The organism is Butyrivibrio sp. TB (assembly GCF_900110805.1).
GTDB classification, from domain to species: Bacteria; Bacillota; Clostridia; order Lachnospirales; family Lachnospiraceae; genus Butyrivibrio; species Butyrivibrio fibrisolvens_C.
The window spans coordinates 94,441-109,789 of the sequence record NZ_FOER01000006.1 but is presented as its reverse complement, the minus strand read 5'-3'; the positions used below and the strand labels follow the sequence as shown (position 1 = coordinate 109,789).

At 40.5% G+C, this 15,349-nt stretch carries 12 protein-coding genes; 2 read left to right on the top strand and 10 right to left on the bottom strand.

Annotation, left to right across the window (positions count from 1 at the left end; genetic code table 11):
• Positions 1-1,701 carry a cardiolipin synthase gene (cls, locus tag BMX21_RS05545; protein WP_092042200.1) on the bottom strand — a complete coding sequence of 567 codons (1,701 nt, stop codon included), beginning with the start codon at positions 1,699-1,701 and terminating at the stop codon, positions 1-3.
• Positions 1,702-2,116: 415 nt separating this feature from the next.
• Here cls and trxA point away from each other — a divergent pair, with 415 nt between their 5' ends.
• Both trxA and BMX21_RS05535 read left to right on the top strand, forming a co-directional pair.
• Positions 2,117-2,428 (top strand): thioredoxin, encoded by a 312-nt coding sequence (gene trxA / locus BMX21_RS05540; protein ID WP_022752915.1) that lies wholly within the window; start codon positions 2,117-2,119, stop codon positions 2,426-2,428.
• A gap of 558 nt (positions 2,429-2,986) precedes the next feature.
• Positions 2,987-3,592, top strand: coding sequence for a manganese efflux pump MntP (locus tag BMX21_RS05535; protein ID WP_092042198.1), 606 nt, complete (start codon positions 2,987-2,989; stop codon positions 3,590-3,592).
• A gap of 45 nt (positions 3,593-3,637) precedes the next feature.
• Here the strand turns inward: BMX21_RS05535 and BMX21_RS05530 are convergent, their stop codons facing one another.
• The 9 genes from BMX21_RS05530 to argH all read right to left on the bottom strand — a co-directional run bounded on the left by BMX21_RS05530 (position 3,638) and on the right by argH (position 15,329).
• Positions 3,638-4,528 carry a YitT family protein gene (locus tag BMX21_RS05530; protein ID WP_022752913.1) on the bottom strand — a complete coding sequence of 297 codons (891 nt, stop codon included), beginning with the start codon at positions 4,526-4,528 and terminating at the stop codon, positions 3,638-3,640.
• Positions 4,529-4,838: 310 nt separating this feature from the next.
• Positions 4,839-5,861, bottom strand: a complete 1,023-nt coding sequence (locus tag BMX21_RS05525) for a hypothetical protein (RefSeq protein ID WP_092042196.1) — start codon at positions 5,859-5,861, stop codon at positions 4,839-4,841.
• Positions 5,862-6,011: 150 nt separating this feature from the next.
• On the bottom strand, positions 6,012-7,031 hold the full coding sequence (locus BMX21_RS05520) for a GGGtGRT protein (protein ID WP_092042193.1): 1,020 nt from the start codon (positions 7,029-7,031) through the stop codon (positions 6,012-6,014).
• Between the two features lie 24 nt (positions 7,032-7,055).
• Positions 7,056-7,748: an iron-sulfur cluster assembly scaffold protein gene (locus tag BMX21_RS05515; RefSeq protein ID WP_022757072.1), complete on the bottom strand. Its 693-nt coding sequence runs from the start codon at positions 7,746-7,748 to the stop codon at positions 7,056-7,058.
• 215 nt (positions 7,749-7,963) lie between these two features.
• On the bottom strand, positions 7,964-8,641 hold the full coding sequence (locus BMX21_RS05510) for an LbetaH domain-containing protein (RefSeq protein WP_022752909.1): 678 nt from the start codon (positions 8,639-8,641) through the stop codon (positions 7,964-7,966).
• 117 nt (positions 8,642-8,758) lie between these two features.
• Positions 8,759-10,912: a DNA topoisomerase gene (locus BMX21_RS05505; protein ID WP_092042190.1), complete on the bottom strand. Its 2,154-nt coding sequence runs from the start codon at positions 10,910-10,912 to the stop codon at positions 8,759-8,761.
• Between the two features lie 88 nt (positions 10,913-11,000).
• Positions 11,001-12,401 carry a hypothetical protein gene (locus tag BMX21_RS05500; RefSeq protein ID WP_092042188.1) on the bottom strand — a complete coding sequence of 467 codons (1,401 nt, stop codon included), beginning with the start codon at positions 12,399-12,401 and terminating at the stop codon, positions 11,001-11,003.
• A gap of 226 nt (positions 12,402-12,627) precedes the next feature.
• Complete coding sequence (gene asd / locus BMX21_RS05495; RefSeq protein WP_022752906.1) at positions 12,628-13,713, bottom strand: aspartate-semialdehyde dehydrogenase; 1,086 nt, start codon at positions 13,711-13,713, stop codon at positions 12,628-12,630.
• A gap of 230 nt (positions 13,714-13,943) precedes the next feature.
• Positions 13,944-15,329 (bottom strand): argininosuccinate lyase, encoded by a 1,386-nt coding sequence (argH, locus tag BMX21_RS05490; protein ID WP_092042185.1) that lies wholly within the window; start codon positions 15,327-15,329, stop codon positions 13,944-13,946.
• Positions 15,330-15,349 lie beyond the last annotated feature (20 nt).

The window sequence follows — 15,349 nt, the reverse complement described above, 5'->3', positions numbered from 1 at the left end:
TCACACAAGCGGTGCCACGATTCTCAGAGCGCACTGACTTATACGAAGCGGCACACTTCTATGCGAATGATACTTGTCTGTAACTTCGGTGCTGACTTTAAACATCTCCTTAAAGTCCTCTTCTATATCATTTATAGCTTTACAATTGTATAGATATACGCCATCTTCAAAGTGCAGATACAAGGATCTAAAGTCAAGATTAAGCGTCCCGACAGCCGCGCACTGCCCATCAGCTATGCACATCTTGGCATGACAGAATCCCGGCGTGTATTCGAAGATCCTGACACCATTTCTTGCAAGCTCATTGTAATAAGACCTTGTGATCGCGTATACAACTTTTTTATCAGGAATGCCCGGGGTTATGATCCTGACATCAACGCCCCTCTTAACCGCAATCTCGAATTCGCGGCACAGCTCATCAGTTATAACAAGGTACGGGGTCACAAACCAGCAATACTTCCTTGCAGTCTGGAGCATCCCCATATAGACATTCTCTCCCAGAAGCTCCTCATCCAGCGGCGTATCTGCAAAAGGCTGCACGAAGCAGTCCTTCTCCACAGCTGTGTAAGACACCCTTGGAAAAAAGATTGAAAGATCATTGTCATCAATATCGTTGGCCTTAACTGCATTCCACATCTCAAGGAAAAGAGCTGTAAGCGTCACCACCCCGTCTCCTGTAAGCCTGACACCTGTGTCCTTCCAGAATCCATGCGGCTCGATCCTATGTGTATAAAGATCTGCAATATTATATCCGCCTGTATATCCAACTTTTCCATCTATAACGGTTATCTTCCTGTGATCACGGTTGTTCATAATAACCTGGAAAAAAGGACTTACGTGATTGAACACACGGCACTTGATGCCAAGATCTTCCATCCTCTTTATAAATCCGCTATTAATAAAGCCTCCGCTTCCTATATCATCATAGATAACGCGAACTTCAAGTCCCTCGGCAGCTTTCCTTGCCAATACTTCCTTGATCGGCTCAAAGGTGTCTGTATCCTGAATCGCATAATACTCCATAAAGATAAAGCTTCTGGCCTTCTCCAGTTCTCTTACCTGATCTTCAATTCCCTTCCTCGCATCATCAAAATAGACTACGTCAGTATTCTTATATACCGGGAAGTGACCATAGTCTTCCACATATTTGACTCTTGAAGCTATATTAGGATCACTTATTTCAAGAGAATTAAGAATGCTCCTTCTAGGCTTGAGATAAGGAAGGATCTTGGAGTCAATCTCTTCAAAACGCTTTTTGGCCTTAGCTGTTACACCAGGTCGGCCCATAAGAAGATACAGAAGTATGCCAAACACAGGAACGCACATTATGAATATCATCCATGGCATCTTGTTGGCAGAATTGGTATGTCTCCCGTATATAGTCAGAACGATTATGATCGAGAGAACGCCAAATCCAATCTGAAAATAGATACTGTAATTACTAAATTCATACAGCATAAGTCCCAGTACCACAATCTGAAGCAGGGTAAAAATAGCAATTGCGGCTATTCTGTTCACACTGTTCTGGGCGTTTCTGTTTGCCTTTCCTTTGGGATTGATCTTTACCTTTAAAGACTCATCCAGTGACTTTTTATGAGCCTTGTTTTTATTATTTATATCGCTTTTATTATTGGTATCATTTTTATTATTTAGATTATCTTGATTCTTTATTATTGGTTCTTTTCCCTTATCTTTATACATAGCCCTCCTTACATATAACTTCACTTACCACTCTTCTTGACCTTTTGAGAAGTCTTGTTCATCTAAAATGAAATAAGTGCATGGCATAATAGTAAGTACAATAGTCTTACTATGATATTCATGGCGTTACAGGATAATAATAGACAGCATGATGAATTTTTAGCTCTTACGCTAAAAGTTTGAAAAATGTTTCATTTTCAAACCAAAAATCACAATCCAAGATATGTTATATACTAATTATATCACGCTAGCATTATAACACAGTACTTTATTAAATATTGCTATTTTCATCAAGAGAGTTATTAAAATTGTGTGAAATTTAATTTTGCTGTATCTTTTTTTCGTTTTTCAGTTTATAATATGATTGTGTGAAACCAATAATATTATTTTTTCTATTTAAAAAAGGAGAATTTTTATGGCAATAATACAGCTTACATCTGATAACTTCGAAGCAGAAGTACTTAATTCTGACAAGCCTGTTCTTGTAGACTTCTACGCAGACTGGTGCGGACCTTGCAAGATGATGGCACCTGTTGTAGATCAGATTGCAGAAGAGAACGACGATATCAAGGTTGGTAAGATCAATGTTGATGATGAGCAGGATCTTGCTGCTAAGTACGGCGTAATGTCTATCCCTACAATCGGATTCTTTAAAGGTGGCGACATCGTAGACAAGAGCGTTGGCGCTAAGCCAAAGTCAGAGCTTCTCAAGATGATCGGCAAGTAATATCGAAATAACACTTGTCACAACCTAATAACTATGTTAAAGTAAACAAGACTTAGATGAAAATTTAAGTCTTGTTTTTGTATGCTCCATGAGGGAGTAGCAAGCGTGATTTTGATACGTAATAAGTCAACATACTGGTTTGGCAAGAACCTGGCTTATTTTAAATTGCGAGACTCATGTAAAACTTTCATATAAACTATGGGGGTTTTACATGTGTCTCGTTTTTTATGTGCATCAAAGTCACATCAGCACACATTGCAGCAATGTAATAAGGACATGTAGATGTATCATCACTATCAGATATGTATGAACGCATTTATATGACGTAAGGGTCAAAAGTCATTTCGATTCGAGCTTGCTCGAAATCGAATATGAATTTATGACCCGCCAAACATGAGCAAAGTAGCACGTAGTGCGGATTTGCGAATGTTTGAGGATTGTGAGAGTTTCGAAGAAACGGAACAATCCGGTAGTCATATGGTGTCAAAAGGAACTTTTGACACCTACCTCATTTATATGTTCCAACATCAAAAATCAAATAACAGGCAGGTACAGACTATGATAATCGAATTCTTAATCCTTAGTATAGGCCTTGGCATCGGTCTTGCTATGGACGCTTTTTCTGTGAGCATTGCAAACGGGCTCAAAGAGCCAAACATGTCAAGTTCAAGGCATGCCAAGATGGCCGGCATATATGCCTTCTTCCAGTTCGCAATGCCAATGATCGGATGGCTGTGTGTACACACAATACAGGAAGCCTTCGTATCATTCCAGAAATTTATCCCGTGGATTGCTCTTCTACTCCTTCTATACATCGGAATCCAGATGATAGTAGATGGAATCAAAGGCGAAGATAATGCCAAAGAGCAAAAGGAAGAAGCCCTTTCAAAAGGGGAAAAGAAAATAAGCACTAAGACACTGATAATCCAGGGAATCGCAACCTCTATAGATGCTCTCTCTGTTGGATTTGCAATAGCAAACTATAGCACTATAAGAGCATTTGCAAGTTCACTTGTCATAGCAGTTGTAACCTTCATAATCTGCATGATAGGTGTAAAGCTTGGAAAGATCTTCGGATGCAAGCTCCACAAATATGCCAACTTCCTTGGAGGCGGAATACTTATTGCAATCGGATTGGAAATATTCATAAAATCATTTATTTGATAAAAAACACCACATTCCCGTGATGATTGGGAGTGTGGTGTTTTTTTAATCATTAGGATGAAGATGGAACTTACCGCTAAGCTGTTCTGTCTTGATAACATTAAGGAAAGCATCGGGATCTATGTCAAGTATCTCTGACACTACTGTTCTAAGCTCATCACTTGATACAACCGAATAGACTATCGTCCTGTCCGCATTCTGATAGGATCCGTAAGCTTCAATATCTGTAGCACCGTGGCCTGTAAGCTCATAAATCATATCGGCGATCTCTTTGGGCTTCTGGGTGACGATAAGGAGCGTATTCTTCTTATACCTTTTGTATAAGATATGTATTACCTGTGTAGATGAGAACTGGAAGATGATCGAATACAGCGCTTTGTCCCATCCAAAGATATAACCATCTATTGTAAGGATTATCGCATTAAAGAACAGAATATAGTTAAAAGAATCTATACCGAATCTTTCAGATATCGCTATAGCTATAAAATCTGTTCCACCTGTTGTCGCATCAGCCTTAAGACACAAGGTGATTGCAAATCCGTTGATGAGTCCTCCAAAGATACTGATAAGAAGCACATCATAGGTTATGGCATAGACAGGTATTATATCAGTTAAGAACGTTACTAAAAGTATTGTAATACATGAATAGAGAGTAAACTTCTTGCCTATAAATTTAAAAGCAATAACTATCGGTACTGAGTTCATGAGGAAATAAATAACGCCGTATGGAACTGTTATTCCAAGGAACTTATGGAAGATAGCCTGTAGAAGGAGTGTAAGTCCTGCAAAACCTCCCGGAAGAAGATTTCCTGTATAAACGAATGTACGAAGGTTGACTGACATAAGTATTCCGGCGCAGATACATAGAATTATCCTCCATATATCACTACGCTTAAACTGAAGAACTTCTCTTGATGCTAATTTTTTACGCAACATAGTATGTATACCTCTTAAAGGATAATCTTGGCTGACCGGATAATAAATGCCATGTATACCAGCATTAATAATACTAATTGCTACAGTATATAACATGTTCTCATATCTATATCGGTCAAATGCCAGATTTATTCTACACCTACATTGTTTTTTATGTATATAGGTAAATGCAATATTTATGTATGTTTTTGTGTATACAAATATGCATTAAGTTTTTTATGAAATTAGCTTCTTCCTGCAAGATTTTCAATTATGTCATAATTAACCTCATGTCGCGAGTGAAAAGTTTGAATTCCTAATAAAAACCAGTTCAATCGTTGTCAACAGCCATAACTATACAAAGGATATACTGATCAAATACTACAAAATACAAATGCTCAACTTCGTCATGTAAGAGTTCCTCTCCCAAAAGCTTTCCGGCATATTGACTTAAGGGTTCAGCATTTTCATACATTCCAACCGGCTCTCCAAGATTTTGTAAAAGGTAATAATACAGCCCCTCAGCATGTTCCTGAACATCTCTTTTTTTCTTTCTTGCCTTTGGCGACTCATAGCTGATCATCTCAGGAAAGCCACCATTTACAGGACGGATATTAAAATTCACCTCTCTTAGCTGTCTTGCCAGATCTTCATCCCACTCGTCGAAACGTGAACAAAGATAAGTAAAGAATGACTCCTGAAGAGTTCTGCCATTCTGCCTGTATAACAAGGCTGTAGCCTTATGATGATCAGGTCTGAATCCTATAAAAGCACAGTCAGTTACATAAGTTATGTTAAAATCATAAGTTTTTGCAGGATCGAGCTGTCTTACAAGAAAATCTATAGCACTGTCAGTAATTAGTTTGCTCTCATCTATTGGTGCTCCCTGAGCCTGATTTCCTGCAAGCCTTTTAAGGGAATTGACCAGTCTTGCATAATTATCAAAATAATATGGGATTTTGACCTTCCTACCTAGATAACTGATGGTAATACAATCGGTGGTCTTAAAACCGCCTTTTGATAAATATGTTATTACATCGGCATACCAGGCAGTAATCTCATTGGCATATACTGTTTCAGGCGCTCCTAAAGTCCTTTGGATGATAAAATACCTATCCCTTTCATTAACAGTCACTGCCACTCTCTTATCGGAAAGAGATTGATACAAACAATATAAAATAAACGCAAAAAAGGCGATGCTGATTCCTGCAAATATCGCATATTCCACAGCTGATTCCAATACTAGATATTTTAAAATAAAACCGTATCCTCCAATAGAAAAGCCTCCGATGATCATCATTCCTACAATATCAAAAATCTTAAATCCAGCTGATTCTCTTACCTGATAAGTCATTGCGTATCTCCTCCAAACAAATATAATAATAAACCATTTATAAACAGCCAGCCCAAGGAATTTTCCGGCAACGTACCTCGCTTATGCCCAAAAAAGCCGCCACACCAAAACAGTGTGACGGCCTTCATTACTTACAATTATGCGTGATAATTAGAACTTACCAGCCTTTGCAGCCTCTTCGATAGATACAGCTGTAGAAACAGTCATACCAACCATAGGGTTGTTACCAGCGCCGATAAGACCCATCATCTCAACGTGAGCAGGAACTGAAGATGAACCTGCGAACTGAGCGTCTGAGTGCATACGACCCATAGTATCTGTCATACCATAGGAAGCAGGACCTGCAGCCATGTTATCTGGGTGAAGTGTACGACCTGTACCACCACCTGAAGCTACTGAGAAGTACTTCTTACCAGCTTCAATACGCTCTTTCTTGTATGTACCTGCAACTGGGTGCTGGAATCTTGTAGGGTTAGTTGAGTTACCTGTGATAGATACGTCAACGTTCTCCTTCCACATGATAGCAACGCCTTCCTGTACGTCGTTAGCGCCGTAGCAGTTAACCTTTGCACGAGGAGAGTTAGCATCCTTAGAGTAGCACTTTCTGAATACTTCCTTAACCTCACCTGTGTAGTAATCGTACTCAGTCTCTACATATGTGAAACCGTTGATACGAGAAATGATCTGTGCAGCGTCTTTTCCAAGACCGTTAAGGATAACGCGGAGAGGTTTCTGACGAACCTTGTTAGCCTTCTCAGCGATACCGATAGCACCCTCAGCTGCTGCGAATGACTCGTGACCAGCAAGGAATGCGAAGCACTCTGTGTCCTCTTCAAGGAGCATCTTACCAAGGTTACCATGGCCAAGACCTACCTTACGACGATCAGCAACTGATCCAGGGATACAGAAAGCCTGAAGACCGATACCGATTGCAGCAGCAGCATCAGCAGCCTTACGGCAGTTCTTCTTGATAGCGATAGCAGCACCTACTGTGTAAGCCCACTTAGCGTTCTCAAAACAAATTGGCTGAATGCCTTCGATGAGCTTGTAAACATCGATACCAGCATTCATGCAAATATCTCTACATTCTTCTATTGAAGAGATTCCATACTCCTTAAGGCAAGCCAGGATCTGGGGCTCTCTTCTTTCATATGATTCAAATAAAGCCATTATTATATTCCTCCTTACCTATAATTACTCGTGTCTAGGATCAATGCAACGAACTGCATCAGCAACACGTCCATACTGTCCTTTAGCCTTCTCAAGAGCTGTGTTGGCATCATCACCAGCTTTGATGAAGTCCATCATCTTACCAAAGTTAACATACTTGTATCCGATGATCTCATCGTTCTCATCAAGAGCGATATCTGTAATGTAACCATCTGTGAGCTCAAGGTAACGAGGTCCCTTCTCAAGAGTACCGTATGTTGTACCAACCATTGAACGGTTACCCTTACCAAGGTCTTCAAGACCTGCACCAATCTGAAGTCCGTCTTCAGAGAATGCAGACTGTGATCTACCATAAACGATCTGAAGGAAGAGCTCTCTCATAGCTGTATTAATAGCATCACAAACAAGGTCTGTGTTAAGAGCTTCAAGAACTGTAAGGCCAGGAAGAATTTCTGAAGCCATAGCTGCAGAATGTGTCATACCTGAACATCCGATAGTCTCTACAAGTGCCTCCTGAATGATACCTTCCTTAACATTAAGGGAAAGCTTACAGCAGCCCTGCTGAGGAGCACACCAGCCGATACCATGTGTATAGCCTGAGATGTCCTTTATTTCTTTTGACTTAACCCACTTAGCCTCTTCCGGAATGGGAGCTGCGCCATGGTGTACCCCTTGAGTTACAGGGCACATGTTTTTTACCTCTGTTGAGTAAATCATGTAAAATCTCCTTTCGTATTGTAAAGTAACTTTCATTACTTACTACCGAATAAAAAAATAGATTGGTGTCTGCCAAGCACCAATCCTATTTTTGCATATAATCTCTTTAATTTCAATGGGGAATGATATTTTTTTAACAGCTTTTTATACATTACAAATATAAGCTATGCATAAATACTGCCTAATATCTCATATCGTCACCAAGGCAGATAGTATTAGTCATGCTTGGGCACGATGTTGTCCTGATTCTTGTAGATATGATGATCCGGAATGCATCCACGCACGCAGCTTGTAGGATAGATATTGGACCATCTTCCGATGCAGGTACCTGGGTTAAGTACGCTGTTACAGCCAACTTCTACATGATCGCCCAGCATAGCACCAAACTTCTTAAGACCTGTCTCGCACTTATCATCAGATGCTGTATCCTTGACTACAACAAGCTTCTTGTCACTCTTAACATTGGATGTGATAGAACCTGCGCCCATATGTGCGTAGTTTCCAAGGACAGAGTCTCCAACATAGTTGTAATGAGGAACCTGAACCTTGTTAAAAAGAACTACGTTCTTAAGCTCAGTAGAGTTGCCTACTACAGCTCCCTTGCCCACGATAGCATTACCTCTAATGAAAGCGCACTGGCGGACTTCAGCATCTTCATCGATGATACAATAGTCTCCAAGATATGCTGAGTCAAATACTGTAGCACTCTTAGCTACCCATACATGCTCTCCTCTTTGCTCGAACTTGTCCTTAGGAAGCTTTGGACCAAGCTCAGCTATGAAGTCCTTGATCTTAGAGAGAACTTCCCAAGGGTATGTAGCTCCCTCAAAAAGATCTGCTGCTATAGTTTCATTTAAATCGTACATATTTTTAATAGTATATGCTTCTAACATAATAGTTCCTCCTGCATTGATAAAAATAAATTTATTATTTTATATTCAATATTAAGTATTCAATGCCTTTTCTAATTTTTTATTGCTGTTTAATGTTATTGCTTTTTTAGAACCATTTCAACTGTTTTTCCCAGATGATGTCTTAGCTTTATCACCAGATCCTTTAGCACCTGATGACTTCGAACCCGATGACTTCTTAGCTTCAGGATAGTACTGATCTATCGTCCTGAACCTTTGCATCAGCTGGTTCTTGTAATTGTTCTCTTTGACCTGATTGGTTCTTCTTGATACGAAGTCGTCCAGCTTGTCCATGTATTCTTTTTCAGAAATAGCACCTTCTGCAACTCCTGTAAGTCCTTTCTCCCAGGACGCGGTAAGTGCAGGATTGAGCATAGGCTTCATTGATATAGCTACTGTCTCATATACCATCTCACCCAGCTGCGTAGGCGTTATGATCTGCGTCTTCTTGTTAAGATTCAGATACTTGATGGCAAAAAGCTTGGTAAGGATACCGGCACGTGTTGCTGATGTTCCGATTCCGCTTCCCTTGATCTGGGATCTTAATTCTTCATCTTCTATAAACTGTCCTGCATTCTCCATTGTAAGGATCATGGTTCCTGAATTATAGCGCTTAGGCGGAGCTGTCTCACCTTCCTTGACAGACATTCCGGATACAGGGATCTTACTTCCCTTTCTGATCTTCTGAAGTTCTTCAAAGAAAGCTTCATCCGTCATCTGCTCTTCATTTTCAGCACTGTTTTCACCTTCACTGTCTTTTTCTTTTTTCTTAAAGAAAGAATAATCCATCACATGAAGATAGCCCTTTGAAGATAGAACCTTGAAGTTACTGTAGAAGTGCTCTTTGTATGGAACGTTCTCGCCTCCGGGCAATTCCTTGGACTGGCAGAGCTGAAGTTCAAGATCAAGAACAACCTTCTGATACTGAGCAGCCGGGAAGAATATAGCAAGGAATCTTCTTACAATGATCTCGTATACCTTTTGTGTAGTAGCAGAGCATCCGGAAAGTGCAGATAAGCCCTGGCCTGTAGGTATGATAGCATAGTGATCGGTTATCGCCTTATCGTCGCAGTACCTGGTCTTGGCTATACCTTTATATGACTCGTGCTGCAGGATCGACTTAGCATATACACCTGCCTGAGGATAATTGGTAAGACCTGATATATTCTTATCTATTACCTTACAGATAGCAGATGATAATACTCTGGCATCTGTTCTTGGATAAGTTGTAAGCTTCTTCTCATATAGTTCCTGAGCTACAGCAAGTGTCTCATCAGGATTGATCTTAAAGAATCTGGAACAGTCATTCTGAAGTTCCGCAAGGTTATAAAGAAGCGGTGCATTCTTGGTTTCTTTCTTTTTCTCAGCTTTTGCTACAGTAAGTTCAAGAGGATCGGCAGATTGTTTGCACAATTCTATGAGAGCATCAGCATCTTCTTTTTTCTTAAAGCCCTTTTCAGAATAAAGGGCCGGGGACTGATCATACTTACTCTCAGGCTGAACTTTCCACTCAGCATCCGGATTCCTGTCACCTATAGCAAGGGCAGCATTGACTTTATAGAAAGATGTCTTGACGAAGTTCCTGATCTCACGCTCTCTGTCAACAACTATGCCCAGAACACAGGTCATAACTCGTCCTACAGATACAACTCCCTTATCAGCGCCCAGATATGTCTTGATATTATAGCCATATCTAAGTGTCAGAGCTCTTGAGAAGTTGATACCCATAAGATAATCTTCCTTGGCGCGAAGATAAGCTGCCGATCCAAGATTATCATATGCTGAGTCATCCTTGGCTTCTCTGATACCTCTGATGATCTCCTCTTCTGTCTGAGAGTCGATCCAGACACGCTTCCTGGTCTTATCCTTTACACCGGCCTGGCGGTCAACAAGTCTGTATATATACTCACCCTCTCGTCCCGAGTCAGTGCAGATGTATATAGTATCAACATCAGCACGGTTAAGTATGCCGCTTACAATATTGAACTGCTTGCGTACGCTTGGTATAACTTCGTATTTGAATTCTTCCGGAATGAAAGGAAGTGTATCCATCTGCCACTTCTTGTACTTCTCATCATAGACTTCCGGATAACTCATTGTGACAAGATGTCCTACGCACCAGGTTATGATAGAATTGTCTGATTCCCAGTATCCGTCTGCTTTTCTGTATTTTTCGTTATCAGCGTGTTCAAGAGCAGCTCCAAAAGCCTGAGCTACACTTGGTTTCTCCGCTATATAAACGCTTTTTGACATTAGACCTCCTAAAAAAGCGGTTTTTTCGTTTAAAAAAGGTCATGCCGCCGGGCATGACCTTTACATTGCAGGTTAGGCAAATCCCTTATCAGGCATTTTTCTTAGCCTTAGTCTCTTCTTCGACATCTTTTTTCTTAGAAGCTGCTTCTTCTGCACGTTTTTTATCTCTTTCAGCTTTTCTCTTCTTAGCAAGTTTTTCTCTTTCTTCGTGCTTTTGTCTTGCCTCTTTTTCAATCTTATTTCTTTCTTTGGAAAGCTCTCTTTCTGCTGATTTCTTTTCCTTTTCAGCAAGCTTCTTGGCTTTCTTAGCTTCCTTTCTTTCAGGAGCTGTTCTCTTCTTTTCTTCTCTCTGCGCTGCCTTCTGTGCTCTGCGAGCTTCAAGCTCTTCTTTCTTCTGAGCAGGAGTCTTAGGTGTATATCTCTCGATAGCTGTCTCTTCTACGATGTAGTTCTTGAGCTTAGATACATTGTCATATGCGCCATCGAAACGGATCATTTTGTTATTGTTGTCATTGAAATATGTAAGTGCAATAGAGTTTGCATTCTTGCCTGATATCTCGTAGTCAACCATATCCTTCTCATCTACAACTTCACCAAAGCTGAAGATCTTGTGGATACCAAAGCGGTTCTTGTTAACAATAAGACGAAGGCTAAGTCTCTCCTGTAAGAGATAAGCTGCAAGTACAGCAAGTACAGAGATAAGGAACGGGATACCTACTGTATGTGAGAATGCCTCATTCAGGTCATTATGAATTCTGTCATAGTACAGACCGTCAAGGCAGAATGCTGCATAGAGTACTACTACCTTACAGATTGTAAAGAGTCTGTAGTTCTTAGCAGAAAGCTTAACTTCAAAACGGGACTCTGTCTCGTTCTCAACGTGATCTGAATATGGATCCTTAACTGTCTCGATCACAGCTTCAGGGTGCTTCTTGTAATCTCTTGCTACAAGATAAAGGAATGCAGCTACCCATACAACATTGGCAAGTACAAGACCTGCAATAGCCTTAGGGCTGAAGTGTCCTGCAAATCCATACCATACGAAAGCTACAAATATTGTCATAGGAAGGAGCTGGATAACTCCGCATACAGCGCGAAGAACTACGCTGTTCTCAAAATATGGAATAAAGTTCATAGCAACATATGAACCGTCAACCTTAGTATAGTACCAAGGATTGATAAGTCTCCAGAAAAGGAGCCAGATGATACCGCACAGGATCAGCATCCATACGTTAGAAGCTGTAGAATACTCTGCTCCATTAGCTGCATGCCACCAGATATAATGGATCATCGGCACTGATGCTGTGATAAGTGAAAGGTTAAAAGAAATTGCATTCGCAAGGCCATGAACCTTGAGAAGTTTAGTACATAACAATCTGCCTATTATGGTAATAAGTCCGATAAGGGCTATATCCCAAACACTGAAAGTATTACCTGAAAAAGGCAATTCTGCAACCAAGGCTGCAATTAGGATCTGTAAAGTAATCATTATAAGATTCCTCCCAATAGAATAAGCGTCAGTGAAGTCATCTATCCCTAGTCGCCCCCTCATCCCAAGGCATCAGGAAAATGTCAACACCAACGCTTATTATAAAACAAATCTCTGTAGAATTCTATAATAGTTTTTATAATAAATTAAGAATTCTTCTTTTATCTATATCAGAGGCTTTCAGACTACAATCAGCCGCAAAATCCCGCGATAGAAACTCTTTCAATTACTTAGCCTGAATATATCCAAGAGCCTTCATAAGCTCAGCGCACTCTACAGCGCCGCCTGCTGCTCCTCTGAGAGTGTTATGTGAAAGACCTACGAACTTCCAGTCATATACGCTGTCCTTACGAAGTCTTCCGATAGACACACCCATACCGCCTTCATAATTAACATCAAGCGCAACCTGAGGACGATTGTCATCTTCAAGGTACTGGATGAACTGCTTAGGAGCAGATGGAAGGCCAAGTTCCTGAGGCTTACCTGTGAATGAAACAAGCTTCTCAATAAGCTCTTCCTTAGTAGCTTCCTTCTTGAATCTTACAAAAGCAGCTGCTGTATGACCATAAAGAACAGGAACACGGATACACTGTGTTGTGATAACAGGGCTCTCAGCAGGAACTATCACACCATTTTCGATATGACCGAAGATTCTAAGAGGCTCAAGCTCTGACTTCTCTTCTTCTCCTGAGATGAATGGAATGATGTTGCCAACCATTTCAGGCCACTCTTTGAAGTTCTTACCTGCACCTGAGATAGCCTGGTATGTTGTAGCTACAACTTCATAAGGGCCATACTCTTTCCATGCAGCAAGAGCAGGTGTATAGCTCTGGATAGAACAGTTGGGCTTAACTGCGATGAAGCCTCTTGTAGTACCAAGACGCTTTTTCTGATATTCGATGACATCGCTGTGCTGAGGGTTGATCTCAGGTACGATCATAGGAACATCAGGTGTCCAGCGGTGAGCTGAATTGTTAGAGATAACAGGAGTCTCAGTTTTAGCATACTCCTCTTCTATAGCCTTGATCTCATCCTTGCTCATGTTAACAGCTGACAGAACGAAATCAACATCAGATGCAACGCCCTTAACGTCTGTTACATCCTTAATTACAAGATTCTTAACTGCTTCCGGCATCGGATCATCCATCTTCCATCTGTCTCCGACGCTCTCTTCATAAGTCTTACCTGCACTTCTGGGGCTGGCTGCAACTGTAGTAACTTCAAACCATGGATGATCTGAAAGGATAGAGATGAATCTCTGACCTACCATACCTGTTGCACCAAGGACTGCCACTTTCAACTTCTCACTCATAATAATGCTCCTCTTCCAATGCTTTTACGCGTCCCGTACTTTAGCGCGTTAATTTGCTGTTTATTATAATCTTATTTTTTCTCTGTGAAAAGAGATAAAATATACATTTTTTACCATATAGTCAAAAACTTTTATATATCTTTGCATAAAAACAGTGTTTTTACATATAGTTCTTGTATATATTTTTCTTGTATATATTTCTCTTATATATTTTTAGCCACAAACTTATTTCAAATCTTATAGTCTTCAATGAACTTCTCATTGACTGCGATGACTTTCTCCATAGCACTTATACCGGGAGCTCCGATCGTAAGTCTCTTTTCAACACAGGTCTTTAGAGATATTGCATCGTATATATCATTATCGAAATGTTCATCAAAAGACTTAAGTGTATCTATATCAAGGTCATCGATAGCGCATCCCTTATCTATACAGTGAAGCACTATTCTTCCTATAACAGAATGTGCATCCCTGAAAGGAACACCCTTAACAACCAGATAATCTGCTGCATCAGTTGCATTTGTAAATCCGTTCATCGCACTCTTTTGCATGACCTCTTTGTTGAACTTAAGGGTTCTAAGCATATCTGTAAAAAGGATCAGGCAGTTTAGAGCATTGTCCATCGCATCAAATGCCACCTCTTTGTCTTCCTGCATATCCTTGTTGTATGCAAGAGGTATACCCTTCATGGTAGTAAGAAGGCTCATGAGATCTCCATAGATCCTGCCTGTCTTACCACGTACAAGCTCTGCTATATCAGGGTTCTTCTTCTGAGGCATGATACTGCTTCCTGTAGAATAGGCATCATCTATAGTCACAAACTGATACTCATTAGAGTTCCAGATGATAACTTCCTCTGAGAATCTTGAAAGGTGCATCTGCATGATAGCAAGCGCAGACATATACTCAAGAAGATAATCTCTGTCTGCTACAGAGTCCATACTGTTAAGAGTAGGGCCATCAAAGTCAAGAAGCTTTGCAGTATACTCTCTGTCCAGATTATAAGTAGTACCTGCAAGAGCGCCTGATCCTAAAGGACAATAATTCATCCTCTTATAGATATCCTTCATACGGAGGGCATCACGCTTGAACATCTCCAAATACGCTCCAAGATGATGGGCAAGTGTAAGAGGCTGCGCCTTCTGAAGGTGTGTAAAGCCTGGCATGTAGGTATCAATATGCTCTTTTTGAAGATCTAGAAGAGTTTTGAGCATATCGATAATAAGTTCCTGCGTCTCCTTGACCTTATCTCTTGTATAAAGTCTCATATCAAGCGCAACCTGGTCGTTACGGCTACGCCCTGTATGCATCTTCTTGCCGGCATCGCCTATCCTGTCTATGAGATTAGCTTCTATAAAGCTGTGTACATCTTCATATTCAGTAGTTATAGAAAGCTTACCGCTCTCAACATCTGCCATGATAGAGTCAAGCCCCTTGAAGATAGCCTCTTTATCTTCATCTGTGATGATTCCCTGCTTGGCAAGCATTGTTACATGAGCTCTGGAGCCTCGTACATCTGCCTCCAAAAGCCTTTTATCAAAAGATATAGATGCATTAAAATCCCAGGCAAGCTGGTCTGTTTTACCTTGAAAACGGCCTCCCCAAAGTTGTGCCATATGAATTCCTCCTGTATATT

Coding starts and splice junctions, on each gene's coding strand:
- BMX21_RS05520 (WP_092042193.1), bottom strand. CDS start 7,031: ATGGCTTTATTTGAATCATATGAAAGAAGAGAGCCCCAGATCCTGGCT.
- argH (WP_092042185.1), bottom strand. CDS start 15,329: ATGGCACAACTTTGGGGAGGCCGTTTTCAAGGTAAAACAGACCAGCTT.
- BMX21_RS05500 (WP_092042188.1), bottom strand. CDS start 12,401: ATGATTACTTTACAGATCCTAATTGCAGCCTTGGTTGCAGAATTGCCT.
- BMX21_RS05515 (WP_022757072.1), bottom strand. CDS start 7,748: ATGATTTACTCAACAGAGGTAAAAAACATGTGCCCTGTAACTCAAGGG.
- BMX21_RS05525 (WP_092042196.1), bottom strand. CDS start 5,861: ATGACTTATCAGGTAAGAGAATCAGCTGGATTTAAGATTTTTGATATT.
- cls (WP_092042200.1), bottom strand. CDS start 1,701: ATGTATAAAGATAAGGGAAAAGAACCAATAATAAAGAATCAAGATAAT.
- BMX21_RS05510 (WP_022752909.1), bottom strand. CDS start 8,641: ATGTTAGAAGCATATACTATTAAAAATATGTACGATTTAAATGAAACT.
- trxA (WP_022752915.1), top strand. CDS start 2,117: ATGGCAATAATACAGCTTACATCTGATAACTTCGAAGCAGAAGTACTT.
- BMX21_RS05535 (WP_092042198.1), top strand. CDS start 2,987: ATGATAATCGAATTCTTAATCCTTAGTATAGGCCTTGGCATCGGTCTT.
- BMX21_RS05505 (WP_092042190.1), bottom strand. CDS start 10,912: ATGTCAAAAAGCGTTTATATAGCGGAGAAACCAAGTGTAGCTCAGGCT.
- BMX21_RS05530 (WP_022752913.1), bottom strand. CDS start 4,528: ATGTTGCGTAAAAAATTAGCATCAAGAGAAGTTCTTCAGTTTAAGCGT.
- asd (WP_022752906.1), bottom strand. CDS start 13,713: ATGAGTGAGAAGTTGAAAGTGGCAGTCCTTGGTGCAACAGGTATGGTA.